Below are 23,784 nucleotides of genomic sequence, written 5' to 3' on the forward strand. Positions count from 1 at the left end.
ATGATAAGTCCAGAACGTTTATACGCCAGCCAAGCCGCAAAGAGCATAAGTGCTGAACCTCGTTCACCAGGTATGGTTTCAACCACTCAGGAAGAGAAGCTATTCATCATAGGTCAGGTACAGCGTTGCCAGCCCGTTGGTAGTGCAATACTGGATGCACAGATAGCCGGTGATACTGTTGCCCGGGCAAAGGTTGTGGCGGCTGTCTATGAGTGCTTGTTGAAGTCTGGTATGTCCGACGCTACTTCGTTCGCATTAGCTGAGGTTGCTGCTCGTGAGGTAATTGATAGCCCTGCTTGCAAATGCTGTAAAGGTGTTGGCAGTATCGATAAAAGCAAACTGCTGCTTAAGAACCAGGTGGAGCAAAGAAAGTTAAAAGAAGAGATTCAAGGCCATCGATGGAATGTCTCTCCGTTTGCTCATACTAATGATGGATCTCCTGAAACTGGCATGCTGATGGTTACAGAAGCCAACCTTAGCAAATTAGAAAAAGATGCTTCCGATTTAAAGGAAAGCATGGCTTCAGGTGACATCATTAGCGATTGCCCTAGATGCAATGGTGTAGGCCGACAGATATCATCTAAGAACAGTGTCCACCATCAGCTGACAGAGTTGCTGCCAAGCAACGAACAGGTTTCATACAACACCTTCGTCAAGCGTCAATACGACAGTTATATGGATGTCGTCGACTCACTTCATCAGCATGCTTCCAAAGCAGCTGATGCCGCAAAGCATATCACCGACCAGTTATAAATTTACACGTTCCACTATAGGTAGTGGGGGGCTTTAAAAAGGCGTATGGACGTCTAAACGGAAACCGCGCCCCTCCACACGCACAGAAAATATCCCTAAACAGGAAATTGTTAACCCTTAACATCAGCTGTTTTAGCCTTCAATTTGACAGTTGAAAACTTTTAGGGTACTTTTTCCCATAGTCGCAGAGTTATGCCTGTTGACAGAAACCCGCTCACAAGGCGGGTTTTTTGTTGCCTTGAATAAATTCTGCCCCTAAAGCCCCAAGCATTTGCCTGGGGCTTTTTCATTTAATTAACTAAATAGGTAAGTAAACATGTTCACACTCAGATTTTTTAAAGACCCGTTTGAAAACGGGGCACTAAGCAACACCGTTGTATGTGCCAAAAGCTATCAAAACTACACGCGTCCAGACGGTAGTCATGAAGTGGTTTTATTCGAATCAATGGTGCAAGTAGATGGTGTTGCCTACAACGTGTCCAAAGATGAAAAGGACTTTCAGCACTGTTACGTTGAAAATTCGGAAGGCAAGACTATCGATCACATTAAGCACACAAGTCATGGTGTAGCTCTGGCGGCCAGCTAGATTATGAAAAACCTGAAAGGAGCGTTGCTGGCACTGGGTTTGTCAGCTGCCGCTGCTTTTTCTGGTTACTTTTTGATTGCCCCTTCTGAGGGAGGGCCTGAGGAAGGGCAACACAGTACAGTTTATTTGGATCCTGCAAATATACCTACCAGTTGCTTTGGACACACGGGGTCGGAAGTAAAATTAGGTCAAACCTATTCATATCAGCAATGTCTGCACAAACTTGCGATTGATATTGCTGAAGCAGAGCGTCAAATGCTTTCTGTAGTAAAAGTGCCACTATCCGATGGCGAACATGCTGCATATACCAGTTTTATCTATAACGTTGGCTATGGACGTAAAGATGGTATTCGTCCTGGGCGTGATGGCTTTGCTGTTCTTCGAAATGGCAAACCTTCAACAATACTCACTTATCTCAATGCTGGCATGAGGCATCAAGCATGCGATCAGCTACTGGCATGGATCAAGATAAACGGAAAGGTTTCTAACGGTCTACGCACACGCCGTGCAAAAGAGCGAACTGTGTGCCTCAGGGATTTACAGCCATGAAAATTAGTTTAACTGGTTCGTTATTAGGCATTGCCGCTCTGGCTTTAGTTGGTTTAGGTGCTGCTGTTGCCGTTCTGGATTCAGAATTAACGGCACAAAGCGCAGTTGTAGATAAACAGGTTATTCAGTTGGCCAACTATAAGTTGGAAGTGAAGGGCCTGATTTCTGATGTTGATTTTCTGAATGGTCAGGTTTCTGGGCTGAAAGGCGAAGCTGAATTTGTAGCCGGCTTAAATGCCGGGCACGAACAAGAAAGCCAGTTCTTGGTGGGTGAACAGCAAGACTGGCAAACGAACTCGAACAAACTGCAGGTATCACCCGATGAAATTACACGAACTTGGGCTAGTACTTCTTTGCCTCCTGATGCTTTGCAACTGCTCCACACCGCCAGTCGAAGTTCGTACGGTGACAGTGACAAAAACAGTCACGCTTTTACCGCCAGCGAATTTCCTCAGCTCGGGCTGCCCAACTCGGCCCTTTAGTGGTTCAACTAATCTTGACCATCATCGGTATACGCTGCAGCTGATCACTGATTTAAAACTATGCAACTCGGATGTGCAGCGATACCGCCTGTGGCGGGAGGCTCAAGCCAATGAACGCGATAAGTAAGGCAATTATGGACAAGTCAACCACACTGGCCAGTTACGTTTCGTCCATTTCAACAGCCATTGGTGGACTTCTTTCATTAAACAATATTGCGTTACTGATTGGTATTGTTGTGACACTTGGATTAGGCATTGTTCAATACCAGGTGTGGAATCAGCGCAAGAAGAATGAAGCAGAGAAAAAGCGGCAGGATGATGAATATCATGCGGCTAGAATGAGTGTTTTCAAACCAAATTCTCCAGTTTAAGGCCACGCTGAGAAGCGTCGCTTGCCCGGCAGGATGCTGGGCACCTATTCAAAGGTCATTTATGAAAACTATGCCTCACATCCATACACCAGATGATGGTAGAGGTCGTAGAAAAATTTTCGTAAATGGCAACCTGATAGAAAAAGTCTTTTATGCAGATAGCCAGCTTGGAATAGTCAAATTTTTCCCTTCTCCAATTCGGAAGCATCGCAATAAAGATGAAGCTTACAGCAGAAAGCTGAAAGGAAAAGTAACGGTAGAGTACTTAAAGGATTGTCATGATTAAGTTCAGTTGCTCTGGCTGTGATCAAAGACGCAAGTGGTTAGCTAAGTGGAGCAAAATAGCGTATGAACGAACCAGAAAAGCCTTTATTAGTAATAAAGTTAAACCAGCCGTTAAGTCCAGATCGGATGGCGTCGATTAAGAACCATGTCCAAACCCTCACTGGCTTTCCTTGCCTTATAGTTGATGCTGATACGGTGGTCGAATTACACCACCCAACGATGCAGCCACTGATAGACGCTATCAGTAAGCAGACTGATGCGATCAACAAATTGGCTGACAGCAATATGGCTATTGTTGATGAAATTGCCGGAATGAACGATGCAGACGGTTTAGCTGAGCCGGCTTCCCTTGATGGCTAAATTAAAAATGCTGCAGCCGCGGCTTTCTTCTTCTGCGGCAAAGGTTATTAAAACCACAACTACAAAAGACAACCGCATTACAGGCCGTCGCCTGCAAAACCGCAGATTTAACATGTGGAAGAAAGATCCGCACTGCGCTTTGTGCGGTCGCCTGGTTGATTATCCATCCGGTTTTGAATTGGATCATAAAGTGCCACTGGTATTAGGTGGCGAAGATTTGGAGCAAAACTGCCAAATATTATGCTGTGGCGGCAAGGATACCTGTCACGAACAAAAAACAAAGCAAGATTTGAAGGATGCTGGCATAACAAAGAATTAGGTGATCTATGGCATTAACAGACAAAAAGCGAAAATTCGCTGATGCCATATTGTCAGGTAAATTCGACTCTAATCACAAAGGCGCTGCAATACTCGCTGGCTACAGCGAAAAAACTGCAGTGTCAGCTGCCAGCAGGCTAATGAAAGATCCTGACGTGCTGGCTCATATATCTCGTAAAAAGATAGTTGAAGCAGCAAAACAGCAAGCAGTTGAGTCTGGAATACCTTTAAACCTTCCAGATTTAAGCAGAATGTTCAGCGACCCGAAGGACTTCCTAAAAGCTGTGATGAACGACCCGGGCGAACATATCAGTATGCGTGTCGATGCAGCTAAAACCTTAATGCCCTACGTGCATGGGAAAGTTGCTGATAAAGGTGTTAAGGCTAGTAAAGATGATGCTGCTAAAAAAGCGGTTAGCAGATTCTCTCCGGTTCGACCGCCTTTAAAAGTTGTTAAATAATGGTCGATTGGTCAACTTCATGCCCTGATTGGGCAGAAAAGCTTAAACGAAAGCACTCGATCATACCTCCACCCATATTTAAGGATGAAGGCGAAGCTGCTCTTCAAATATTCAAAGAACTCAGAATACCGGATTTACCTGGTAAACCAACATTTGGCGAATGTAGTGAGCAATGGGTTTTCGATTTTGTGCTTGCTATTTTCGGTGCATATGACGCTGAGTCCGGCAATCAGCTGATCAGAGAGTTTTTCCTTCTCATATCGAAGAAAAACACAAAATCAACCGTTGCCGCAGCTGTGATGCTAACAGCGCTCATCTTGTGCTGGCGTGAAGAAGAAGAGCATTTAATCATTGCTCCGACAAAGGAAATTGCTGACAACAGCTTTAAGCCAGCTGCTGCAATGATCCGAGCTGATCAAGAGTTAACCGATATATTCAACGTGCAGGACCATATAAGGACCATCACGCATCGGGTTTACAAAAACACTTTGAAAGTTGTGGCGGCTGATACAGATACGGTTTCCGGTAAAAAGGCTGGCCGCATCCTGATTGACGAGCTTTGGCTGTTTGGAAGCAAAGCAAATGCTGAATCTATGTTAATGGAAGCTACAGGTGGCCAGGTATCACGTGATGAAGGTTTCATCATCTATCTGACAACGCAAAGTGATAAACCGCCAGCTGGCGTATTTAAAGACAGGCTGAAGTATTTCAGGGATGTCCGTGACGGTTTGATCATAGACAAGAAGTCATTGCCTGTGATTTACGAATTTCCTGATGATATGGTCGAAGCTGAAGCTTATCTTCAGCCTGAAAATTTCTACATTACCAACCCAAATTTAGGCCGTTCTGTATCGAAAGAATGGATTAAAGACGAGCTGATCAAGAAGCAGCAAAAAGATGATGGAACGCTGCAGGTGTTCTTGGCCAAGCATCTTAATGTCGAAATCGGCCTGAATTTACGTACAGATCGCTGGGCTGGCTCCGAGTTTTGGCAGGAGTCAGTGGAACCATGCACTCTTGCTGATTTAATTAGTCGTTCTGAAGTTATTGATCTCGGTATAGATGGCGGCGGGTTGGACGACTTATTAGGTGCTTATGCAATAGGTCGCTGTAAAGAAACTCAGAATAAGCTGGGTTGGGGGTATGCATGGGCCCACCCTTCAGTTTTAGAGCGCCGAAAAGAAATTGCACCCACTCTCAAGGATTTTGCAAAAGCAAAAGACCTCACACTAGTGAAGAGGGTTGGTGACGATATCGAAGAGCTGGCGGACATAGCTGAGCAAATCTATGCGTCCGGTTTACTTGATAAAATAGGGGTTGACCCTGCTGGCCTCGGTTCAATACTGGATAAGTTAGAAGAACGCGGCATACCTCAGGATAAAATCATTGGCATTAGCCAGGGTTGGAAGCTTGGGTCAGCGATTAAAACAGCTGAGCGCTGGTTAGCTGACGGCTCCTTTAAACCAGCGAATCAACCGCTAATGGCTTGGTGTGTTAGTAACGCCAGAATAGAGCCAAGGGCCAACTCAATACTTATTACAAAACAAGCTTCTGGATCAGCAAAAATTGACCCATTGATGGCAATGTTTAATGCCGTAACACTGATGGCTTTGAATCCAAAATCTGCAACACAGAAATTTCAGATGTTTGTGCTTGGCTAATACCCAGTTTGAATGACAACCCGCTTCGGCGGGTTTTTTGTTTCAGGAGAAACAACATGAATACGCTTAAAGAACTTGCTGAAAAGACTGATTTTGTTCACAGCGTTATCACCATCAAAGAAATCAGTGACGAAAAGCGCGAGTTCTTCGGTATTGCCACAACTCCAGCCACGGACCGGATGAATGATATTGTTGATCCTATGGGCGGCGTTTATACATTGCCTGTCAGTTTGCTTTGGCACCACAGACGCTTTGAACCTGTAGGTATTGTTCTTACCGCTAAGGCTACAAAAAACGGCATCGAAATCAAAGGCAGCATACCGATGATCGAGAAGCCAGCAGCGTTGGCCGCTCGCTTAGAAGAAGCCTGGCAGTCTATTAAGCATAAACTCGTCAGAGGCCTGTCTATTGGATTCCGGCCTATTGAATACAGTTTCCTCGACAATGGCGGCATCCACTTTCATAAGTGGGAATGGCTTGAACTCTCACTCGTGACTATTGCAGCGAATGCAGAAGCCACTATTACCTCAATTAAATCTCTCGATCAGCAACAGTTGGCCGCGATTGGCCAAAGAACTGTAGTTGCCCGATTAATAAACCCAGCCGGCGCTTCGGCACAAAAATCCTTAACTATTATCCCGAAGTCCCAGGAGGACCAAATGAAAACTATTGCTGAACAAATTGCAGAGTTCGAAGGCACACTGCAACAAAAGTCTGTTGAAATGCAGACCATCATGCAAAAAGCCGGTGAGCAAGGTGTGACACTGGACGCGCAGGAATCTGAGTTGTTTGACAACTTAGAAGCAGAATGCACAGCCATCAAAAAGCATATCGACCGCTTAAAAGTAACTCAAAAAAACCAGGTTTCTACGGTAAAGTCTGTGACTGAAGACCCGCGCGGTAAAGCCCATGAAGACAACGTAGGTGGTTTAGGTCGTCATTTCGCTCAGGCCAAAAATACTCAAAAGCTGGAACCTGGTATCGCGTTTGCCCGGGCTGCAAAATGTCTGGCTTTAGGTCACTTAGAGCATCGTGACGCGATCTCTATAGCTAAATCCTTGTATGACGGTCAGGATTCGGTCATCAGCGCTACACAACGTTTAGTCACTAAGGCCCCTGTTGCAGCTGCAACTACAACAGATTCAACCTGGGCAAAACCTTTAGTTGGTAGTGAAACAGACGTATTTGCTGACTTCGTTGAATTCCTGCGTCCTCAAACGATCCTTGGTCGTTTTGGCCAGGCAGGTATTCCTAATCTGCGTCGTGTTCCGTTCCGCGTAGCGCTGGTTGGACAAACCTCTGGTGGTGACGGCTATTGGGTTGGGGAAGGTAAACCAAAACCATTAACTAAATTCGACTTTTCACGAACTACACTGACACCTTTGAAGGTTGCAAACATAGCAGTTGCAACTATGGAGACTATCCGTGATAGCTCTCCTTCAGCAGATATCATCATTCGTGATCAGTTGGCAGCCGCTTTGGGCGAGCGTTTAGATATTGATTTCATCGATCCAAACAAAGCCGCAGTTGCTGACATTTCACCGGCATCTGTGCTTAATGGTGTTGCTGGAATTCCATCATCTGGTAACGATGCTGACGCGGTTCGGGCGGACTTGAAAGCTATTTTTTCCCAGTTCATCGCGGCCAACAATGCACCTACTTCAGGCGTATGGATCATGTCAGCAACTACAGCGCTGGCGTTGAGTTTGATGGTTAATGCTTTAGGTCAACCAGAATTTCCAGACATCGATATGATGACTGGCGGCAAGCTCTCCAAAATCCCTGTAATCGTTAGTGAGTACATTCCAACTACTTCTGATGGTTCCATTGTGGCTTTAGTAAACGCCAGTGACATCTATTTAGGTGATGAAGGTGGTATTGACCTGTCTATGTCTTCAGAAGCTTCCCTGCAGATGAACAATGCGCCAGATAGTCCTGCAACAGCCAGCACAGTGATGGTCAGCTTATGGCAAACCAATATGGTTGGCTTCCGCGCTGAACGGGCTATTAACTGGTCACGTCGTCGTGCATCTGCGGTTGCTTATTTGACCGGAGTCAATTGGGGGGCTGGCATTTAATCCAGTCGTCTGGTTTAAAGGGCTGCTTTTGCGGCCCTTTATGCAAGCCGACAGGAGGCCATTATGAAAGTACCATTTACCTACAAGAACGGACGAGTGGTTAGTCTGCGCAGAAATTATGCAGTTGTTTTGATGAAACTTGGAAAAGGTTCATTTCAAGACCAGACAGCCTTATCAGAATCAGCTGAAGTTCAAGCCTCATTAAGCGATGCAAAAACGGAACTCGACCAATTAAAGCGTGTGCCAGCCAATTCCATTGAATTAGAGGCGATGGAGGAACCTGAGCTAAGAGAATATGCAAAGAAGCTGGGAGTTTCAGTGCATTACAAAGCTGGAAAGGAAAAAATCATCAAAGCTATTAACGAGTTCCTGGCTAAATAGCATATGAAGTCAAAATTGATACAAGCGGCATCCTTCATCAGCTTATGGTCCATTCGATGCATTAGTTTACTGCTGTCTGCATGGATCTGGTTTGGTGTCCTGCTGGGTGGTGGATCAGTAGCTGTCTCATATGGCATTGCCTTGGAGTTCGGGTTTGGATATGGACTGATAGCTGGCGGATTGATAGCCATAGGCGCCAGTTTGAAAATACTAAAGGGATTAAGCCATGGCGATTAAGAGTGTGTTTAGCGCTCTAACTAAGGCTGCCGGTCTCTCTATGGTGCCTCATAGCAGTCGTGGTTGGTCTTCACTAATTCATGAGCCATTTACTGGCGCATGGCAGAAAAACAAAGAAGACAAGCACACGACTTTAGTCAGCTACCCGACGTTATACGCATGTATCTCACGTATTGTTCAGGATATTGGCAAGCTTCCATTCGTGGTTAAGCGTAAAACATCGGATGGTATTTGGGTTTCGGATGACAATAATGAACTGTTAAAGCTGCTGGAAAAGCCGAACCACTACCAAACTGGCCAGCAGTATCGTGAGTGCTACATCCTCAGTAAGATCACTCAGGGTAATACCTACGTTCTGAAAGAGCGTCACAGCATTACTCGTAAGGTTGTAGCTTTGCACGTATTAGACCCTTACAGGGCAATTCCACTAGTCTCAGAATCTGGGGAAGTGTTTTACCAACTGTACATCGATAACCTGAACTTGCTGACCAACCAAAGTGAGTTAATAGTTCCGGCCAGCGAGATCATTCACGACCGTTGCATATGCCTGTTTCATCCGTTGATTGGAGTTCCTCCAATAGCTGCAGCTAACTTGCCTGCGCTTAAAAATTTACGGATCCTAAGGTCGTCCGCAGATTTTTTTGGTAACAATGCAAACCCATCAGGAATATTGTCTGCACCCGGCGCAATTAGTGACGAAACCGCTAAACGATTGTCTGAATACTGGAACCAGAACTTTAGTGGTAAAAATTCAGGAAAAGTTGCCGTAGTAGGTGATGATCTGAAGTTTGTCCCTATGTCCACTTCGTCAATAGATGCCCAAATGGTTGAGCAACTGCGTTATTCTGATGTACAGGTGTGTCAACCTTTTGGTATTCACCCGTATAAAGTAGGTATAGGCTCGTTACCTGCAGGCCTAAAAGTAGATGATATTAATCAGCTTTATTATTCAGATGCCCTTCAAACACATATTGAATCAATGGAAAACCTGCATGTTGATGGCTTAAAGCCACCGGTTGGTACAACGATAGAACTTAATCTTTGGCCTCTGCTTCGGATGGATCCATCGAAACAGGCCGATGTTGAATCGATCTTGGTCAAAGCCACTATTAAGGCACCGAATGAAGCCAGAAAAACCTTTGATCTACCGCCAAAAGACGGTGGCAACTCTCTTTACATGCAGCAACAAAACTATTCATTAGAGGCATTGGCTAAGCGGGACGCTAAAGATGACCCGTTTGAAAAGTCTACGCCAACAAATCCTGAACCGAAAAAATCAGCTCCAGAAGAAAATGCAGCGTTGCTGGCCTTATTTTTAGAAAAGGAGTTAACCAGTGTCGAACATTCTTGAAATGCAAGCTCTGGCAAAAGAGTTAGCACCAGTGTTCTCTAAACTGCTGCAGAACATGAAGCATGATATTGAATCTTGTTTTGAAAAAAGGCTTGATGAACGTGATCAAAGAATTTCTCAGTTGGAAAAAGCATTAAGTGATCAAAAAAGTGTAACTGCAGCCGAAGAACAAGCCGTTCAGCAAGAAAAGTTATTAAAAGCTGAAGACGTATTACCAGAGCTAAAATTATATGTTGACGATTGTCTTAAACAGCTTCCTCCGCCAAAGGATGGAGAAAGTGTCACTGTCGACGATTTAAAGCCGGTAATTGAATCCATGCTTGCTGAGGCGTTAAAAGCAATACCAGCTCCTAAAGATGGGGAGCCAGGCAAAGACGCAGATATGGAAGTACTGCAACATACCCTTAAGGAATTGATTGCAGAATTACCAACGGCGAAAGATGGGCAGTCAGTTAAATTAGAAGACGTTCTGCCAGAGCTAAAGCAGCAGGTCGAAGATTACCTGAAACAAATTCCAACACCGAAAGATGGGGAGCCTGTCAAAGATGCAGTTGCTCCGTCTGTTGATGAAATTGCAGCCACATTCGAACGTCGCTTCTCAGACCTGTCATTGTCGTGGGAACGCCAAGCCCGTGAAGTATTCGAAAAAGCAGCAGATAAAATGCCGGTACCAAGAAATGGTGAAAACGGCAGAGACGCTTTACCACTCGAAACTTTTGATTTAACTCTTGGTGAAGATTTAAGAACAGTCACTGTGAAAATGGTGGCCGGCGAAACTGTGATAGAAAAATCAATTCGCATCCCAGCACTCATCGACCAAGGCGTATTTACTACAGAAAAAACCTACGAAGCTGGTGATGGTGTTTCATACGGCGGTTGCTATTGGATAGCAAAGTGTGACAAACCACAAGGTGTACCAGGCACTGGAGAAACAGATTGGAGAAGAGCTGTGAACCGCGGCCGTGATGGTAAGGATCTGAGAAGTAACGCATCCACAATCGATCCTACCAAAGGTATTTCTATCAGGAAGGACCAATCACAATGATGCTGGTAACCTTGCAAGAGGCAAAAGCTCATATCAACATGGGTGAAGACGACACTTATGCTGACGCCACCATCACTCTGAAAATTCAAGCTGCATCAGGTGCGGTGCTTAACTACATGAAAGGTTCACCTATTGGGCAGCCAGACCGTGACGAGCAGGGGCGCATTGTAAAAGACAGCAACGGTGATGTTGTGTACCAGTACGACAGCAATGGCTTAATTATCCGCTACGAAATAAAAGCTGTTGTGCTGCTGTATACCGCTGAGCTCTACAAAAACCGTGAAGCAAAACAGGATGGAACTATTCCATCTCAGCACGGCTATGGGTATTTACCAGCTCCTTTTATTGCCATGCTTTATCCACTTCGTGATCCGGCACTGGCCTGAGAAATACCATGTCATTATCAGCTGGCGAACTAAGGCACAGGGTTAACATTCAAAGGAAAGTGCCTGGGCAAAACCAAGTATCAGGATCACCGACCCATACGTGGGAAACCTTGTTTTCCATGGTTCCGGCCAAAATCGTTTTTTTAAGTGTGAAAGATCTCATAGCAGCACAGGCCATCCAATCAAAAGTCACCTGCAGAATAACCATCCGGTATCGTGATGGTTTAGATGCAACCATGCGTATCGTGGGAGCATCTGGCTGCTACAAAGATAAAATATTCAACCCTGCAGGCTGGTTAAATGATCAAGAAAGCAGTGTGGAGTATCTTACAGCCCCATGTTCACAAGGCGTGAATCAAGGTTAATGGCTGATAAGCTTTGGCCTAATGGCTTAGTAGTTTGCATAGCCAGCGGCCCATCACTGTCAGCTGCTGATTGCGAATTGGTTCGCAAAGCTGAATTACCCACTATCGCAGTAAATAGCAGTTACAAACTGGCCAGCTTCGCGCAGGTTGTTTATGGCGGCGATAAATGCTGGTGGGATGCATACGGTCAGGCAGTGCCAGAAAAAGCAATTAAAGTCACCTGTACGCAGCAAGCGGCATTACATCACGACCTGTATTTGCACCGCTGTTATGGTGAATACAATTCAGGAATGAGAGCAATACAATACGCAGTTGATCAGGGTGCAAGCAAAGTGGTGCTGTTGGGTTACGACTGCTCATTAAAATATGGCAGCCATTGGCACGGCGATCACCAAAAAACTGCCAACCCTAATCTTATTAAAGTAAAACTATGGCATAAGCAGTTTGCCACTGTAGCTGCACAAGCGAAGGCGCTGGGTGTTTGTGTCGTTAATTGCTCGGCTTATACCGAGCTGCAATGTTTTCCAACAGGAAAATTAACGGATCATTTAAGCCATGCTTAAACCGTGCATTATCGTTGCAAGTGGACCAAGTGCATCTGGATTTGTGGCTCCAGCTCATATTCCCGTTATTGCTGTGAATGGCGCCATTGAATGGCTGAATCGTGCAGATTATGCATTTACGTTGGACCCATCCAAAGTAAATACGGCTCGCATGTTGCCACACAACCAAAGACCTGGTGTGAACTATGTAGCAGCTGTTCCTGTTGGATATCCATTGCCGGCTAACGTTACTCGCTATAACCGAGTGGCGAAGCGTGGAGCAGAACCAACTGATAAAAAAAGTGTTGAATGGGTGCTTTGGCGGTATTCCTGTGTAAAGGGAATTAATACGACACCAGGCCACATCAATACAGGTAATAGCAGCTGGGGCGCTTTAGGTCTGGCATATCACCTTGGATTTACTGACGTTGCATTAATTGGTGTTGATGGCAGTACGGATCTGAAAGTGGATGGCGGCAATAGTTATGAACTTCGCCATTTAAACCCGTTGTTTGCTTCGGCCTTACCGCAAATAAATGTTGTTAGTTGCGGAAAGTTGAACAGCATTCCTCAAATGAGCTTTGATCAATGGTTAGCGAAAATAAACCTCTGATAGCTACTGTGCTGCGATCTGGTGGTGACTATAAGCCAGAGCATGTGCAATGGCTGCATAAGCAGCTACCAAAGTATTTTGATTCTGTATGCTTTTCCGATGTTGTTATCCCGGGTGTAACCACTATCCCGCTCATTCACAACTGGCCTGGTTGGTGGAGCAAATTAGAGTTGTTCAGGCCTGACATTACTTCTGATATTTTCTATCTGGATCTGGATACGGTAATCACTGGTGACATTACCCAGCTGATTGAAACTGCAGCTGGTAAAAGCACTGTCTTATGTGACTTTTACCACGAAAGAACCAGCATGATTGGTTCAGGTCTTATGTACATATCCAACAGCGACAAGGCGGCAATATGGGCCGATTTCACTTCAAATCCAGCCCAGCATATGGCTTGTTGTAAAACCCGTGAGAAATGGGGTGACCAAGGCTATTTGCAGCATTTCCTTGGTCATGTCCAGCGCTGGCAACACATTGCTCAGTCACAGGTTGTTAGTTACAAAAAAGATGTAGCCAGCCGAGGCAGTTATCCAAAGGCTATCGGCAATGGCCAGGTACCAAGCACAGCCAAAATAGTCTGCTTTCATGGCAATCCACGGCCTTGGCAGATAAAGGCTAATTGGATCCCTTCGGTTAAAGTTTAGGAAAAGCCATGGCAGCCAGATCTGAATTCAGCTTAGTTGGCATGAAACCAATAGCAGGCAAGCTGAAAAAATTAACCCAAGAACTTTCATTTAAAGCCAGTAGAGCGGCTATGCGTGAAGCATTTAGGCCAGTTGCTAAAGCAGCCAGACAAAATGCAGCGGCTGTAGACAGTCCTTTTACTGCACGAAAGATACGTGACAATGTTCGCCTGCAGTTTGCCACCCGTTTTTATCGGGAAACTGGGTTGCTGATGTACAGAGTTGGTGTTGCCAGTAAAAGAGGCCCAATACCTCGCGGCAATCCTGATGAAGGTAAAGGTGGAAACACTCCACATTGGCACCTGTTGGAGATTGGTACTGAAAAAATGAGAGCGCAGCCAATGTTAAGGCCAGCTTTAGCAAATAACGTAGGTGTCGTTTTAGATAAGCTTGCCACAGGCCTTGAAGAACAAATTAATAAAATAGTGACCGGACTATGATTCTTCCACCAATTTTTACCGTCTGCAAAGCATCAACTGCAGTCACAGCATTACTCGGTTCAAACCCAGTACGGTTTTATCCTTTTGGTACAGCCCCGCAAGACGGTGAAACGCCTTACGCTGTATGGCAGGGAATAAACGGTCAGCCAATCAATTCACTATCCGACAGGCCAGACATCGAAGACCATAGCTTGCAAATCGATGTGTATGGAACTACAGCAGAAGAAACTCTCGCAGTAGCGGCAGCTATAGAGTATGCCATCGAAACTGAAAGCCATATAACACGCTACAGTGACCAAGGTCAGGACCAAGAAACGCTTAAATTCCGCATCAGTTTTGATGTCGACTGGTTTGTAAGTCGTTAACCCCATTCAACGAATAAGAGCCCTGGCAAATGCCGGGGCTTTTTGTTTCCTTGCGCAAGGAAATAGACCGGCTGCTTTTGCAGTCTTTAATACCGTCGTGAGGCGGTGCGATCCAGTATTGGAGCAACACAAATGGCAATCAGAACCCAAGGAACACAGCTTTACACCATTGACCCTGAAAACGGCTTAGTGCTGAAAGTTAACTGTGTAACTTCCATTGATGGTATCGACGCTACCATCGGCGATATCGTCACTTCATGTCTTGAGGCGGAATCAAACACTTATGAACCCGGCATGTCTGAACCAGGCACTGTTACTTTTGGTGTTAATCCAGACCCTCGCGACACTTCACATTTCCGTCTGCACGCCCTTAAAACTGGCAAAGTTGTACTGCCGTGGGCAATCGGTTGGTCAGACGGTAAAGATATCGAGCCTGAAGTAGCCACCGATAGTAACGGTGAATACATGTTCGATTTACCAGAAGACCGTTCGTGGATTGTGTTCGAAGGTTTTATGAACAGCTTTCCATTCTCGTTCGCGGCCAACGCGGTGGTGGCTTCAACTGTTGGTATCCGCATTTCAGGCGGTGATCCAATCCCTGTTCCAAAATCAGCATCATAAGGTGAAGCATGGAACTTACGTTACAAACACTTCAGGAGGCTGGGGCATTCACCCCAGCTCAGCCTGTAAAGCAAGAAATCAGCTGGGTAAATGATAAAGGCGAAACTGTTACTTGTGACACTTATATTCGCCTGAAGAGTTACGCTACTGTTGTCCAGGAAAGCCTGCATCATAACCAAGGTATCGATGCTGTCGCTGCCAAAATTGCCGCAAGCGTGGTAGATCAAAACAACAAAACTGTGTTCTCTGCCGCCGATATAGTTGGTAGTGCCGAACGAGGTCCTATTTGCTCAGGTCTAACATTTGCCCTGCTTGGCGCAATAAGTAAAGCGAACGGTGTGGGTGAATCAGCAGACCCAAAGTCATTAGTTCCGACGAAGAATTCTGGGCAGACCTTGTCCTCGCCGGAGTCGGCGGCCGAACAATCAACGAAGCCAAGCGAAACCTAACATATAAAGAAGCTCTGATATGGATGTCATTCAGAAAAAAACATGGGCCCTTGTCCGCTCAGCACAGGATGGTAGACATAGCTGCAGCGCAAATGCATTTGTTGAGCAGTGTTAACGGCGGGAAAATGGAACTTAATAAGTTCCGGATATACGCAACTCAAGATGCTGCCAGCGAAGAACCAGTTAGTTTTGAAACAGCCTTTAAGTTTATCGCTGCTCAAGCATCAGGAAAATCAGCTAATAGCTCTAAAGTAAAATTCAGGCGCTCAACAAAGAAAGTGTCCCAATGATGCTCATCAGCTATATCGATCTCAGTCTCTGGAAAATTCAAAAATAAATAGAACCCGCTTCGGCGGGTTTTTTATTGGAAAATAATTAAGTCAATGCCGGGAGGCATAGCAATCTATGTCAAATAAGTCGCTTGGCAATTTAACTGTTAATCTGGTACTGAACACCGGCAGTTTTACCGAGGGTTATACCAGTGCTGACCGTGTATTCAATCAAATGAATGCCCAGGTAGAACGCCAGCAAAAGGCTTTAGAAAAACTAACCAAGCAGTTTGATCCTACAACAGCAAAGCTACGTGAATTAGCAGATTCGCAGCGCGTTTTAAATGATTTAATGGCAGGTGGTGCGGTCAGTAATCAAACTTACGATCGCTTGTCGTCTCAACTTCAAAAAATGAGTGATGAGGTTTATTCAGCTAATTCAGCATTGGCTGAGCAAGCCAGGCAAGTAAGCCAGCTCGTCAATCAGCTGGATCCAGCCATTGCGAAGTATGCAGAGTTAGACATCATGCAAAACCGCTTGCAGGAAGGGTTAAAAGCAGGCCTGGTTTCGACTGATGATTTTGAACGCTATTCGGCCAAGCTAGCCAGTACCAGAGAGGAATATGACAAGCTTTATACCTCTGCTGGCAAGCTAGCTACGGAGCAAGAAAAGCAGCAACAAGAGCTATCCAATATTTTACGGCTTTTAGACCCGGTAAACACAAAGCTTGCAGAATTAGACGTTCAGCAACAAAAGCTGGTATCTGGTTTAAGTGCAGGAACTATAAACCAGACTCAATATGATCAGGCCACGGCTAAGCTAAATGAAATGCGCAATGCCATTGATGGCACCACAGAAGCGCAGCGTTTGGCTGAAGTAGAAACAAGTAAACAGGTTACTGAATTACAAAGGCTTTCAGCGCGGTTAGATCCGTTAACTTATGAATTTAAAGAACTAGATAAAGCACAGCGGTTGCTTCAGTCGGGTTTAGATAAAGGTCTAATAAATTCTACTGAATTCGAAAGAATGTCAGCAGAGGTTAATCGTTCAAAAAAGGCATTAAACGACTTAACCAATACCAACAAAGCTACAGAGCTTTCAGCAAAACAATTAAAGCAATCGCTTGCTGGTTTACCAGCCCAATTCACAGACATTGTTGTATCACTGCAGGGCGGGCAGAATCCATTCACTGTATTTTTACAACAGGGTGGTCAAATTAAAGACCAGTTTGGCGGCGGGTTGCCTGCGGTTAAAGCAATGGCGGGTTATATTGCGGGTTTAATCAATCCATTCACAGTAGCAGCAGGTGCAGCAGGTGTTTTAGGTTACGCCTACTACAAAGCCAGCATTGAGCAGGATAAGTTCCGTGACTCAATTATTTTTACGGGTAATGCAGCCGGAGTAACGGTTGATGGCCTTAATGAAATGAGTAAGCAACTGTCAGCCACAATAGGAACGCAGGGCAAAGCAGCTGAAGCAATAGCCGCCGCCGCGACAACCGGAAAATTCACTGCAGCTCAGTTGGCGCTAGTTTCAGAATCCGCCGTTCGCATGGAGAAAGTTACCGGAAAGGCCATTGACGATACAGTCAAAGAATTTGAGAAATTAGCCAAAGAACCAGCTAAGGAAATAGCCAAACTAAACGAAGAGCAAAATTTTCTGACTGTAGCTATTTATGAGCAGATTAAAGCTTTAGAGGATCAGGGTAGAACGCAGGAAGCGGCAACTCTTGCTATGAAAACCTATTCAGATGTGACTGAAGATAGAACATCAAAAGTTCTGGAAAGTCTCGGCTACATAGAAAGCGCTTGGAACAGTATTAAAAGTGCTTCTTCAGGTGCTTTAAACTCAATAATGGATATTGGCCGGCCGGAGCAAATATCAGAACAACTTGAAAAATTACGTGCAGAGCTAGAACGTGCAAAAAATCCAACCACGTCTTCAACACCAATAATTACTGGTGCAGGTTTAGCACCTGCAGCCCCACTGGGAGTCGTTGATCAGCAAAGAATAAAGTACTTAGAAAAAGAAATAAACCTGCTTGAAACCAAGCAGAGCAAGATGGAGCTGGACGCAAACGGAGAGCGCCTTCGGGCAGAGTTAACGAAAATAGGCATTGAAGCATCACAGCGACTATCTAAAGAAATGGATAGTCTTGCCAGTAAAACTGAGAAAAAAATAAAGAACTAAAGGAATTTTGGCAGACGGTACAAGACTTGAGAAGGGCTGACCCTACTAATGAACTGGTATCAGACGAATCAATTGCAAAGTTTCTGGCCAACATAAACAAAAAATACGAAGAAACAAAAAGCAAAATAACCGACACAGCAGCTCAGCGCCTGCTTATGCAGCTAAACGAGCAGCAGGCCGCTTTATCAGCACAGTTGGAAAGCAGCGAAAATCTTACTAAATCACAAAAAGCATTGGCTGAGTTTGAACAGCAAATAGCCGATATTAAAGAAAAGAAAATCCTTACCGCAGATCAAAAGAGCCTGCTTGCCAACGAGCAGCAATTACGGATAGAGCATCAGCAGAATGTTGCACTAGATGAACAGCTTAAAAAGAAAAACGAACTGATTGACCTGGATAATCAGAGGGCAGGTTTGGATGCAATGCTGAGAAATCAGCAACAGGGTTACACTGATCAGTTGGCAGCCTATGGAGGTAGCGATAAAGAGATCCAGCGTTTAAAAGAAGAACAAAAAATCAGGGAAGAAACCAACAAGATGATAGCTCAGTTGAATGCGGAAAAATCCAGCATGTCTTCAGAGACTTATCAGGCCCAACTAGAAGAACTTCAAAACTACCAAGATAAGAGTTTGGAAATCTATAAAAACTCTTACGAACAAATTGCAGAAGTTGAAGCGGACTGGGCTGCTGGAGCAAATAAAGCGCTGCTTAATTATGCAGAGGAATACGAAAATCAGTTTCAAAGCATGGCGGATGCAGTAAATGGAATTTTAAGCAGTTCCACTTCTGCTATCAGTGATGGATTGGCCGATATTATTACTGGCACATCAAGTGTTGAAGATGCTTTCAAAAGCATGGCTCTTGGCATGTCTAACGCTGTTATTAATGCATTAACAGAGATGGCTGCTGAATGGTTGGTTTATCAGGCAGTTCAGATGATTGTTGGTAAAAGTACTCAAGCTGGCGCCGCAACAGCTATGACTTTTAATGCTTTGGCATCACAACAAATGGCAGCAATCAATGCTTTTGCATCTACAGCTGCAATACCAATAGTCGGACCAGCTCTTGCGCCCGCAGCAGCAGCCACGGCTATCGGTTTAACCGCACCATTTGTAACTGCTGTTACAGCCTTCTCTACTTCAGGCATCGCTGGTATGGCTCACGATGGTATAGACAATATACCAAGAGAGGGCACTTGGTTACTTGATGCTGGAGAGCGTGTTCTTAGCCCTAATCAGAATAAAGACCTTACCAACTTTTTAAACTTAAATAATGAAATGATGAAAGGCTACAACGAAGGCTTAGCGACTATGCCAAAGTTCGATGATGGTATCCCAGCTATGCGAGGTGCATCAGCTGCTGAGATAGGCTCAGTAAACCGTAACGACATCTCCATATCAGTACCAGTAGTAATACACGGCGATCCGGACGAGAAAACCTTGAGGCTAATTCAAAAGGCTACCGCGGATGGCGCTGCTATGGCCTACCGGAAAATATCCGGCGATTTAGCTACTGGCCGTGGCGATGTGAGCAAAGCGGTGCAGGGTGGTTGGTCAGTTAGCAGGAGAAAAAGATAATGGCCGATTTGCCGGAATATCCACACGACCTGCTGCCACTGCCATTGCGTGAAGGTTATGGCCTTACCCCAGTTAGCCCGCTGATGCGCACTGACATGCAATCTGGCAGGGCAAAACAAAGACGCCGCTATCAAAGTACTCCAACTCAGGCCCCCATTAATTGGATTTTCATTCAGCCCGGACAAGCGTTGCTTTTCGAGCAGTGGTACCAACACGTGCTGATGGACGGTGTGCTTTGGTTCAATATGAAGTTACGCACCCCTGAAGGCGTTAAATTTTACAAATGTCGATTCATGGATATCTATAAAGGCGGAGAGCTTGACGGTCCAAACTACTGGCGATACTCGGCAGAACTCGAACTCTGGGAGCGCCCAACAATGGATCCTATGTGGGTGACTTATTACCCTGCAGCTATCCGGTATATGAATGTGATCGACCTGGCTTTAAACAGGGAGTGGCCTGAGGCATGACGGTATTAGATACCCTGTATGTGAGTGGTGGCGAAGAAGTTATTTTAACCACGCTTGAATTCAATGACGGTGTTAATCACTTCTTTTTAGTCGACGGATTCACCGATATAACAGCCACTCTCGAAAATGCTGAAGTAAAAGAATTTGAAGCTTTCCCGCTACAGGTGGCTAGGCCAGCACGAAATGCTGATGGTACTCAAGATCTGCAAATAGCTATTTGTAATGTGGCTGGCATGGTAAGCACCTACTTAAGAGAAATGATCGAGGCTGATCGAAAGGGCGTTGTTGTATGCCGTTTCTATAGCTCTGCTGATTTGGCAGCGCCTGCAGAACCGCCGTTAACGCTGACGGTAAAAGGTGGCGCTTGGACACCCATGCAGGCAGATATTGTTGCCGGCTACATGAATATTTTAGATACAGCCTGGCCACGGAAGTTATTCACTCCAAACACTCACCCCGGACTACGGTACATCCCATGATCAATGTAGAACACTACCTCTACGGCAAATACGTGGAGGGTGGCCGCGCTTGGCCTGAAGTTGACTGTTACGGCATCATCATGAAGCTACGTGAAGACCTTGGCTTAAAGCCATGGCCGATTTTTGATGGTGTAACCAAACGCGAAAACGGCCTTCACAAAATGGGTAAACAATTAATACAAAACCTCACCCCATGTGAGCCGCAAGAGGGCGCCGGAGTGGCTTGTTATAAAGGCTCTTGCATGGTGCATGTGGCTATGGTTGTGAATACTCCAACTGGCTTAGAGGTAGCTGAATGTAACCCGGGCACCAATGTCACATTTACCCCACTCAGACGGTTCAAGCGCAGGTATTTGCGGCTGGAGTTTTACTTATGATCAGGGTGTATCCGTCCCGCCATCCAATTAACCTTTACCCTGAAAATGGCGTACCCATTGAAACGCATGTGAATTACTGCACTATTTCTATTGCAGAGTGGTTAAGGCGCACGGTAAAAGGCTTTGATCTTGACCGTGATCATCACCCTATAAGCATCGATGTAAATGGTGTGACGATAGAGCCAAAAGACTGGGACAAGCATATTATTGATGCAGCTCAGGATATTAGGGTTTATCCGGTACCAAAGGGCATTGAAGCAGCCACCTTGGCTTGGATAGCAATAGCTGTGGCTGCTGTTGCCATTGTGTATTCATTGTCGATGATGCCTGACGGCATGGGTGGGCAAGAGCAGGGGGATCAACTAAAGCTCGGCACAGCTCAGGCCAATACTGTGCGGCTTTATGAGCCCATCCGCGAAGTATTTGGCCGTGACCGTATTTATCCGGATTACATAGTGCAGCCAGTAACCCGGTTCGTTGGTCCTCGTGATGTGCGCACTTACATGTTTTTAAGTGTTGGTATTGGGCCGATGGCCCTGCCTGGTGGGGATATGAAAGTGGGGCAAACCCCATTTGCAGCCTTTGGTAGTGACATTTCCTACACAGTTTACCCACCTGGTGCTGACGTATCCGGCGATAGCCGATCTGAAAACTGGTATATAGCGCCGGAGGTTGGTTCTTCAAAATCCGCTACTGCTGGCTTAGATTTGGATTCGCCAGTGGATATCACAGCTTCTAACGCTGATGGCCTGGCACTGAGCGACAACACCATTACGCTGGTAGGCAATAACGCATCGGTTTACAGTGGCTGGACCGTTGGTACCATTATCAATTTAATCACGCCAAATAATTATTTGGTCGGAATGAGCGGAGCTTACAGCACTATTGCTGGCCCATTAGACGACCTTGAGCCTTTTGTTGGTATGGCTGTTTCTCTGGATACACCGACAGAAGATGTGGATTTAGTGATCACGTCCTACTCACCTTATGTCGCACCGGTGCCAGGTGCCGGTGGTAGCGCCTCTTATGTACTGGCCAGTGCAGCGCCAACTACCTATGATTTTGAAACTGTGCCTGTGACCTGGTCATTAACTTATCAAGGTGTAACCCGGTCACTGTCACTGATCGACGACTATATCAACATGAGTGGGTTAGTTTCAGAACTCACAGCTCAGTTATCCGGTATGGGGTTGGTGGCTCAGGACCATTCAGGTCAGGTTCGGATCATCGAACCATCTAGCCCATTTCAAGGTGGCGCCATAGCGCAAAGCGGGGCGCCAGCAGCGGTGTTTGGTTCTTCACCAACGTATTCAACTGGTTCTCCTTCATCAGGCGGTACAGCCGAGCAATTGGCGTTTATTACTCTCGAGTACGAAGGTGGAACACCGTTCTCTGGATTGCCACTAGGCCAGCAGCGTCTGGCGTTAGGTTATCGTGGCAACAACTATGCAATCACTGATATAGATGATTTAACAATCAGCCTGAACCGTTTAACGGATGCTGGTTTAGTGGATTCTGGCTGGTCGGGTTTTGTAGATAGAACCTTGTTGGATTTTACGCTCAATGCAACAGCCTCAATTTCTGACAATTGGATAGGGCCCTTTATGGTATGCCCTGAAGGTGAAGTGATCGACCGCATGGAATGGGATGTGTTTTTTCCAGCTGGACTTATCCATGTCGACAAAAAAGGCCGTGATCACGAGTATAAATCCATTGTCATTGTAGAGTGGGCAGATGTAGACACCGGCATCTGGAATACAATTGTTAAAACCTATGCAGGCATAACCCGTGACGGTTTTGGTGTAACTGAATACGAAGACTTTGAAACCCCAATCCGCCCGATGATCCGCATGCGCAGGCAGGAATACAACGACTGGTCCAACAGTCAGGATAAAACCCAGTGGTTTGCACTTCGTGGTCGTCTACTAAGCAGACCTTCATCTTATCCGGACGAAACCACTATTGCCCTGACAATTCGCACAGGGGAACGGCTTTCAGCCATGTCTGACCGTAAAGTGAGCGTTGTTGCCACCAAGCTTTACGAAAATGGTGACAATCAATCTGTGTATGGAGCAACCCGCTATATCTGCGAAAGTGCAGGCATGCAGCTCAGCGAAATAGATATCGAACAGCTGGAACAGCTGGAGGAAGATTATTGGACCCCAAGGGGAGAAAAGTTCGACTTTAGCTTTAGTAAACAAGTCACGGTTAAAGAAGCGCTTCAGATGGCCTTGGGTGCTGGTATGTCTTTACCTGTGCTTGAAAGCGGAATGCTATCAGCTGTGCGTGAAGGAAATCAGACACCCAAGGGGCTTATTACGCCACACGATCAAGCTTCAGAGTTAAAAGTATCGTTTACTTCAGCAGGCCCTGATGACTACAGCGGTGTTGATGTGAAATACATTAACCCGGTTACATTTACGGAAGAAATAGTCGAATGCCGGTTGCCAGGCTTAACTGCACTTAAAACTGAAACCTTTGAGTTAGCCGGCGTTCACGACAGAACAAGAGCATGGCGCATAGGCATGCGTAGGCTGATGAAGTATCGCCTGCAGCGCCTGAAAGTTGACACCAGTACGGAAATGGATGCGCTGGCTTACCAATTCATGGACTTAATCATATTCGCCAATGATATACCTGGTGATCAGAACATCAGCTGCTTAATTGAAAACATCATCATTGGCGGTGGCACAGCAACATTACTGGTTTCAGAGCCGTTAGATTGGACCTTTAGCAACACTCGCTGCGTGATCCGCAGGCAAGACGGTACAGTCACTAATTTACTTACACCAACTGAAGTTGATTTCTGGCCAGAATACAGAGGTAGGGCACTTACTTTACCAGCATCAGCCATCGATTTTGAACCAAATTGGAAAATAGAGCCACCGCGCCTGCTGTTCTGTTCATCCGACAAAGTCGGCTACCCGATGATCATCGAATCTATTGACCCGGACGAAGAGGGGCGCTGCTCTGTACGCGGGGTTAATTACTCTGCAGACTTGTATCAGTACGACGACAGCAGCCCAACTTAACGAA

The 23,784-nt window shown here is 45.6% G+C and carries 30 protein-coding genes; all 30 read left to right on the forward strand.

Annotated features, from left to right (window positions below):
- The 30 genes from OM978_RS07220 to OM978_RS07365 all read left to right on the forward strand — a co-directional run bounded on the left by OM978_RS07220 (position 1) and on the right by OM978_RS07365 (position 23,780).
- On the forward strand, positions 1-753 hold the full coding sequence (locus OM978_RS07220; RefSeq protein ID WP_264346169.1) for a hypothetical protein: 753 nt from the start codon (positions 1-3) through the stop codon (positions 751-753).
- 316 nt (positions 754-1,069) lie between these two features.
- On the forward strand, positions 1,070-1,339 hold the full coding sequence (locus OM978_RS07225) for a hypothetical protein (RefSeq protein WP_264346170.1): 270 nt from the start codon (positions 1,070-1,072) through the stop codon (positions 1,337-1,339).
- Positions 1,340-1,342: 3 nt separating this feature from the next.
- A complete protein-coding gene (locus tag OM978_RS07230) occupies positions 1,343-1,888 on the forward strand; it encodes a lysozyme (protein WP_264346171.1) in 546 nt (181 codons plus the stop codon).
- Positions 1,885-2,370 (forward strand): hypothetical protein, encoded by a 486-nt coding sequence (locus OM978_RS07235; RefSeq protein WP_264346172.1) that lies wholly within the window; start codon positions 1,885-1,887, stop codon positions 2,368-2,370. The genes OM978_RS07230 and OM978_RS07235 overlap by 4 nt, the downstream gene beginning before the upstream one ends.
- A 110-nt stretch (positions 2,371-2,480) precedes the next feature.
- The gene (locus OM978_RS07240; RefSeq protein WP_264346173.1) at positions 2,481-2,741 is read left to right on the forward strand and encodes a phage holin family protein; all 261 of its coding nucleotides are present in this window, start codon (positions 2,481-2,483) and stop codon (positions 2,739-2,741) included.
- 61 nt (positions 2,742-2,802) lie between these two features.
- Positions 2,803-3,027: a hypothetical protein gene (locus tag OM978_RS07245; RefSeq protein ID WP_264346174.1), complete on the forward strand. Its 225-nt coding sequence runs from the start codon at positions 2,803-2,805 to the stop codon at positions 3,025-3,027.
- A 62-nt stretch (positions 3,028-3,089) separates the two neighbouring features.
- Entirely contained in the window at positions 3,090-3,386 is a 297-nt protein-coding gene (locus OM978_RS07250; protein WP_264346175.1) for a hypothetical protein, read from the forward strand.
- Positions 3,379-3,705 (forward strand): HNH endonuclease signature motif containing protein, encoded by a 327-nt coding sequence (locus OM978_RS07255; protein ID WP_264346176.1) that lies wholly within the window; start codon positions 3,379-3,381, stop codon positions 3,703-3,705. The genes OM978_RS07250 and OM978_RS07255 overlap by 8 nt, the downstream gene beginning before the upstream one ends.
- Before the next feature lie 7 nt (positions 3,706-3,712).
- Positions 3,713-4,165 (forward strand): terminase small subunit, encoded by a 453-nt coding sequence (locus OM978_RS07260; RefSeq protein ID WP_264346177.1) that lies wholly within the window; start codon positions 3,713-3,715, stop codon positions 4,163-4,165.
- Positions 4,165-5,826 (forward strand): terminase large subunit, encoded by a 1,662-nt coding sequence (locus tag OM978_RS07265; RefSeq protein ID WP_264346178.1) that lies wholly within the window; start codon positions 4,165-4,167, stop codon positions 5,824-5,826. The genes OM978_RS07260 and OM978_RS07265 overlap by 1 nt, the downstream gene beginning before the upstream one ends.
- Positions 5,827-5,882: 56 nt before the next feature.
- Entirely contained in the window at positions 5,883-7,904 is a 2,022-nt protein-coding gene (locus OM978_RS07270; RefSeq protein ID WP_264346183.1) for a phage major capsid protein, read from the forward strand.
- Between the two features lie 63 nt (positions 7,905-7,967).
- Positions 7,968-8,285 carry a hypothetical protein gene (locus tag OM978_RS07275; RefSeq protein ID WP_264346184.1) on the forward strand — a complete coding sequence of 106 codons (318 nt, stop codon included), beginning with the start codon at positions 7,968-7,970 and terminating at the stop codon, positions 8,283-8,285.
- 226 nt (positions 8,286-8,511) lie between these two features.
- Complete coding sequence (locus OM978_RS07280) at positions 8,512-9,873, forward strand: phage portal protein (RefSeq protein WP_264346185.1); 1,362 nt, start codon at positions 8,512-8,514, stop codon at positions 9,871-9,873.
- Positions 9,857-10,918, forward strand: coding sequence for a hypothetical protein (locus tag OM978_RS07285; protein ID WP_264346186.1), 1,062 nt, complete (start codon positions 9,857-9,859; stop codon positions 10,916-10,918). Before OM978_RS07280 ends, OM978_RS07285 begins: the two co-directional genes overlap by 17 nt.
- On the forward strand, positions 10,915-11,304 hold the full coding sequence (locus OM978_RS07290; RefSeq protein ID WP_264346187.1) for a head-tail connector protein: 390 nt from the start codon (positions 10,915-10,917) through the stop codon (positions 11,302-11,304). The genes OM978_RS07285 and OM978_RS07290 overlap by 4 nt, the downstream gene beginning before the upstream one ends.
- An 8-nt stretch (positions 11,305-11,312) precedes the next feature.
- Positions 11,313-11,669, forward strand: a complete 357-nt coding sequence (locus tag OM978_RS07295) for a phage head closure protein (RefSeq protein ID WP_264346188.1) — start codon at positions 11,313-11,315, stop codon at positions 11,667-11,669.
- Positions 11,669-12,232 (forward strand): hypothetical protein, encoded by a 564-nt coding sequence (locus OM978_RS07300; RefSeq protein ID WP_264346189.1) that lies wholly within the window; start codon positions 11,669-11,671, stop codon positions 12,230-12,232. Before OM978_RS07295 ends, OM978_RS07300 begins: the two co-directional genes overlap by 1 nt.
- Positions 12,225-12,824, forward strand: a complete 600-nt coding sequence (locus tag OM978_RS07305) for a hypothetical protein (RefSeq protein ID WP_264346190.1) — start codon at positions 12,225-12,227, stop codon at positions 12,822-12,824. Before OM978_RS07300 ends, OM978_RS07305 begins: the two co-directional genes overlap by 8 nt.
- Positions 12,800-13,471, forward strand: coding sequence for a hypothetical protein (locus OM978_RS07310; RefSeq protein ID WP_264346191.1), 672 nt, complete (start codon positions 12,800-12,802; stop codon positions 13,469-13,471). The genes OM978_RS07305 and OM978_RS07310 overlap by 25 nt, the downstream gene beginning before the upstream one ends.
- A gap of 8 nt (positions 13,472-13,479) precedes the next feature.
- Positions 13,480-13,950 carry an HK97-gp10 family putative phage morphogenesis protein gene (locus OM978_RS07315; RefSeq protein WP_264346192.1) on the forward strand — a complete coding sequence of 157 codons (471 nt, stop codon included), beginning with the start codon at positions 13,480-13,482 and terminating at the stop codon, positions 13,948-13,950.
- Entirely contained in the window at positions 13,947-14,315 is a 369-nt protein-coding gene (locus OM978_RS07320; protein ID WP_264346193.1) for a DUF3168 domain-containing protein, read from the forward strand. The genes OM978_RS07315 and OM978_RS07320 overlap by 4 nt, the downstream gene beginning before the upstream one ends.
- A gap of 132 nt (positions 14,316-14,447) precedes the next feature.
- Positions 14,448-14,936, forward strand: a complete 489-nt coding sequence (locus tag OM978_RS07325) for a phage tail tube protein (RefSeq protein WP_264346194.1) — start codon at positions 14,448-14,450, stop codon at positions 14,934-14,936.
- An 8-nt stretch (positions 14,937-14,944) separates the two neighbouring features.
- Complete coding sequence (locus OM978_RS07330; RefSeq protein WP_264346195.1) at positions 14,945-15,385, forward strand: phage tail assembly chaperone family protein, TAC; 441 nt, start codon at positions 14,945-14,947, stop codon at positions 15,383-15,385.
- Positions 15,386-15,510: 125 nt separating this feature from the next.
- A complete protein-coding gene (locus OM978_RS07335) occupies positions 15,511-15,675 on the forward strand; it encodes a hypothetical protein (RefSeq protein WP_264346196.1) in 165 nt (54 codons plus the stop codon).
- Positions 15,676-15,790: 115 nt separating this feature from the next.
- Positions 15,791-17,845 (forward strand): phage tail length tape measure family protein, encoded by a 2,055-nt coding sequence (locus OM978_RS07340; protein ID WP_264346197.1) that lies wholly within the window; start codon positions 15,791-15,793, stop codon positions 17,843-17,845.
- Between the two features lie 26 nt (positions 17,846-17,871).
- On the forward strand, positions 17,872-19,422 hold the full coding sequence (locus OM978_RS07345) for a phage tail tape measure C-terminal domain-containing protein (protein WP_264346198.1): 1,551 nt from the start codon (positions 17,872-17,874) through the stop codon (positions 19,420-19,422).
- Complete coding sequence (locus tag OM978_RS07350) at positions 19,422-19,892, forward strand: hypothetical protein (protein ID WP_264346199.1); 471 nt, start codon at positions 19,422-19,424, stop codon at positions 19,890-19,892. The genes OM978_RS07345 and OM978_RS07350 overlap by 1 nt, the downstream gene beginning before the upstream one ends.
- Complete coding sequence (locus OM978_RS07355) at positions 19,889-20,371, forward strand: DUF1833 domain-containing protein (RefSeq protein ID WP_264346200.1); 483 nt, start codon at positions 19,889-19,891, stop codon at positions 20,369-20,371. Before OM978_RS07350 ends, OM978_RS07355 begins: the two co-directional genes overlap by 4 nt.
- On the forward strand, positions 20,368-20,748 hold the full coding sequence (locus OM978_RS07360; RefSeq protein WP_264346201.1) for a nitrite transporter: 381 nt from the start codon (positions 20,368-20,370) through the stop codon (positions 20,746-20,748). The genes OM978_RS07355 and OM978_RS07360 overlap by 4 nt, the downstream gene beginning before the upstream one ends.
- The gene (locus tag OM978_RS07365; protein ID WP_264346202.1) at positions 20,745-23,780 is read left to right on the forward strand and encodes a host specificity factor TipJ family phage tail protein; all 3,036 of its coding nucleotides are present in this window, start codon (positions 20,745-20,747) and stop codon (positions 23,778-23,780) included. Before OM978_RS07360 ends, OM978_RS07365 begins: the two co-directional genes overlap by 4 nt.
- Positions 23,781-23,784 lie beyond the last annotated feature (4 nt).

The organism is Rheinheimera sp. MM224, assembly GCF_947090785.1.
Lineage (GTDB): Bacteria > Pseudomonadota > Gammaproteobacteria > Enterobacterales > Alteromonadaceae > Pararheinheimera.

What these genes read in the sequence shown, in the direction of transcription:
- OM978_RS07220 (WP_264346169.1), top strand. Translation starts at nt 1, where the DNA reads ATGATAAGTCCAGAACGTTTATACGCCAGCCAAGCCGCAAAGAGCATA.
- OM978_RS07225 (WP_264346170.1), top strand. Translation starts at nt 1,070, where the DNA reads ATGTTCACACTCAGATTTTTTAAAGACCCGTTTGAAAACGGGGCACTA.
- OM978_RS07230 (WP_264346171.1), top strand. Translation starts at nt 1,343, where the DNA reads ATGAAAAACCTGAAAGGAGCGTTGCTGGCACTGGGTTTGTCAGCTGCC.
- OM978_RS07235 (WP_264346172.1), top strand. Translation starts at nt 1,885, where the DNA reads ATGAAAATTAGTTTAACTGGTTCGTTATTAGGCATTGCCGCTCTGGCT.
- OM978_RS07240 (WP_264346173.1), top strand. Translation starts at nt 2,481, where the DNA reads ATGAACGCGATAAGTAAGGCAATTATGGACAAGTCAACCACACTGGCC.
- OM978_RS07245 (WP_264346174.1), top strand. Translation starts at nt 2,803, where the DNA reads ATGAAAACTATGCCTCACATCCATACACCAGATGATGGTAGAGGTCGT.
- OM978_RS07250 (WP_264346175.1), top strand. Translation starts at nt 3,090, where the DNA reads ATGAACGAACCAGAAAAGCCTTTATTAGTAATAAAGTTAAACCAGCCG.
- OM978_RS07255 (WP_264346176.1), top strand. Translation starts at nt 3,379, where the DNA reads ATGGCTAAATTAAAAATGCTGCAGCCGCGGCTTTCTTCTTCTGCGGCA.
- OM978_RS07260 (WP_264346177.1), top strand. Translation starts at nt 3,713, where the DNA reads ATGGCATTAACAGACAAAAAGCGAAAATTCGCTGATGCCATATTGTCA.
- OM978_RS07265 (WP_264346178.1), top strand. Translation starts at nt 4,165, where the DNA reads ATGGTCGATTGGTCAACTTCATGCCCTGATTGGGCAGAAAAGCTTAAA.
- OM978_RS07270 (WP_264346183.1), top strand. Translation starts at nt 5,883, where the DNA reads ATGAATACGCTTAAAGAACTTGCTGAAAAGACTGATTTTGTTCACAGC.
- OM978_RS07275 (WP_264346184.1), top strand. Translation starts at nt 7,968, where the DNA reads ATGAAAGTACCATTTACCTACAAGAACGGACGAGTGGTTAGTCTGCGC.
- OM978_RS07280 (WP_264346185.1), top strand. Translation starts at nt 8,512, where the DNA reads ATGGCGATTAAGAGTGTGTTTAGCGCTCTAACTAAGGCTGCCGGTCTC.
- OM978_RS07290 (WP_264346187.1), top strand. Translation starts at nt 10,915, where the DNA reads ATGATGCTGGTAACCTTGCAAGAGGCAAAAGCTCATATCAACATGGGT.
- OM978_RS07295 (WP_264346188.1), top strand. Translation starts at nt 11,313, where the DNA reads ATGTCATTATCAGCTGGCGAACTAAGGCACAGGGTTAACATTCAAAGG.
- OM978_RS07300 (WP_264346189.1), top strand. Translation starts at nt 11,669, where the DNA reads ATGGCTGATAAGCTTTGGCCTAATGGCTTAGTAGTTTGCATAGCCAGC.
- OM978_RS07305 (WP_264346190.1), top strand. Translation starts at nt 12,225, where the DNA reads ATGCTTAAACCGTGCATTATCGTTGCAAGTGGACCAAGTGCATCTGGA.
- OM978_RS07310 (WP_264346191.1), top strand. Translation starts at nt 12,800, where the DNA reads ATGGTTAGCGAAAATAAACCTCTGATAGCTACTGTGCTGCGATCTGGT.
- OM978_RS07315 (WP_264346192.1), top strand. Translation starts at nt 13,480, where the DNA reads ATGGCAGCCAGATCTGAATTCAGCTTAGTTGGCATGAAACCAATAGCA.
- OM978_RS07320 (WP_264346193.1), top strand. Translation starts at nt 13,947, where the DNA reads ATGATTCTTCCACCAATTTTTACCGTCTGCAAAGCATCAACTGCAGTC.
- OM978_RS07325 (WP_264346194.1), top strand. Translation starts at nt 14,448, where the DNA reads ATGGCAATCAGAACCCAAGGAACACAGCTTTACACCATTGACCCTGAA.
- OM978_RS07330 (WP_264346195.1), top strand. Translation starts at nt 14,945, where the DNA reads ATGGAACTTACGTTACAAACACTTCAGGAGGCTGGGGCATTCACCCCA.
- OM978_RS07335 (WP_264346196.1), top strand. Translation starts at nt 15,511, where the DNA reads ATGGAACTTAATAAGTTCCGGATATACGCAACTCAAGATGCTGCCAGC.
- OM978_RS07340 (WP_264346197.1), top strand. Translation starts at nt 15,791, where the DNA reads ATGTCAAATAAGTCGCTTGGCAATTTAACTGTTAATCTGGTACTGAAC.
- OM978_RS07350 (WP_264346199.1), top strand. Translation starts at nt 19,422, where the DNA reads ATGGCCGATTTGCCGGAATATCCACACGACCTGCTGCCACTGCCATTG.
- OM978_RS07355 (WP_264346200.1), top strand. Translation starts at nt 19,889, where the DNA reads ATGACGGTATTAGATACCCTGTATGTGAGTGGTGGCGAAGAAGTTATT.
- OM978_RS07360 (WP_264346201.1), top strand. Translation starts at nt 20,368, where the DNA reads ATGATCAATGTAGAACACTACCTCTACGGCAAATACGTGGAGGGTGGC.
- OM978_RS07365 (WP_264346202.1), top strand. Translation starts at nt 20,745, where the DNA reads ATGATCAGGGTGTATCCGTCCCGCCATCCAATTAACCTTTACCCTGAA.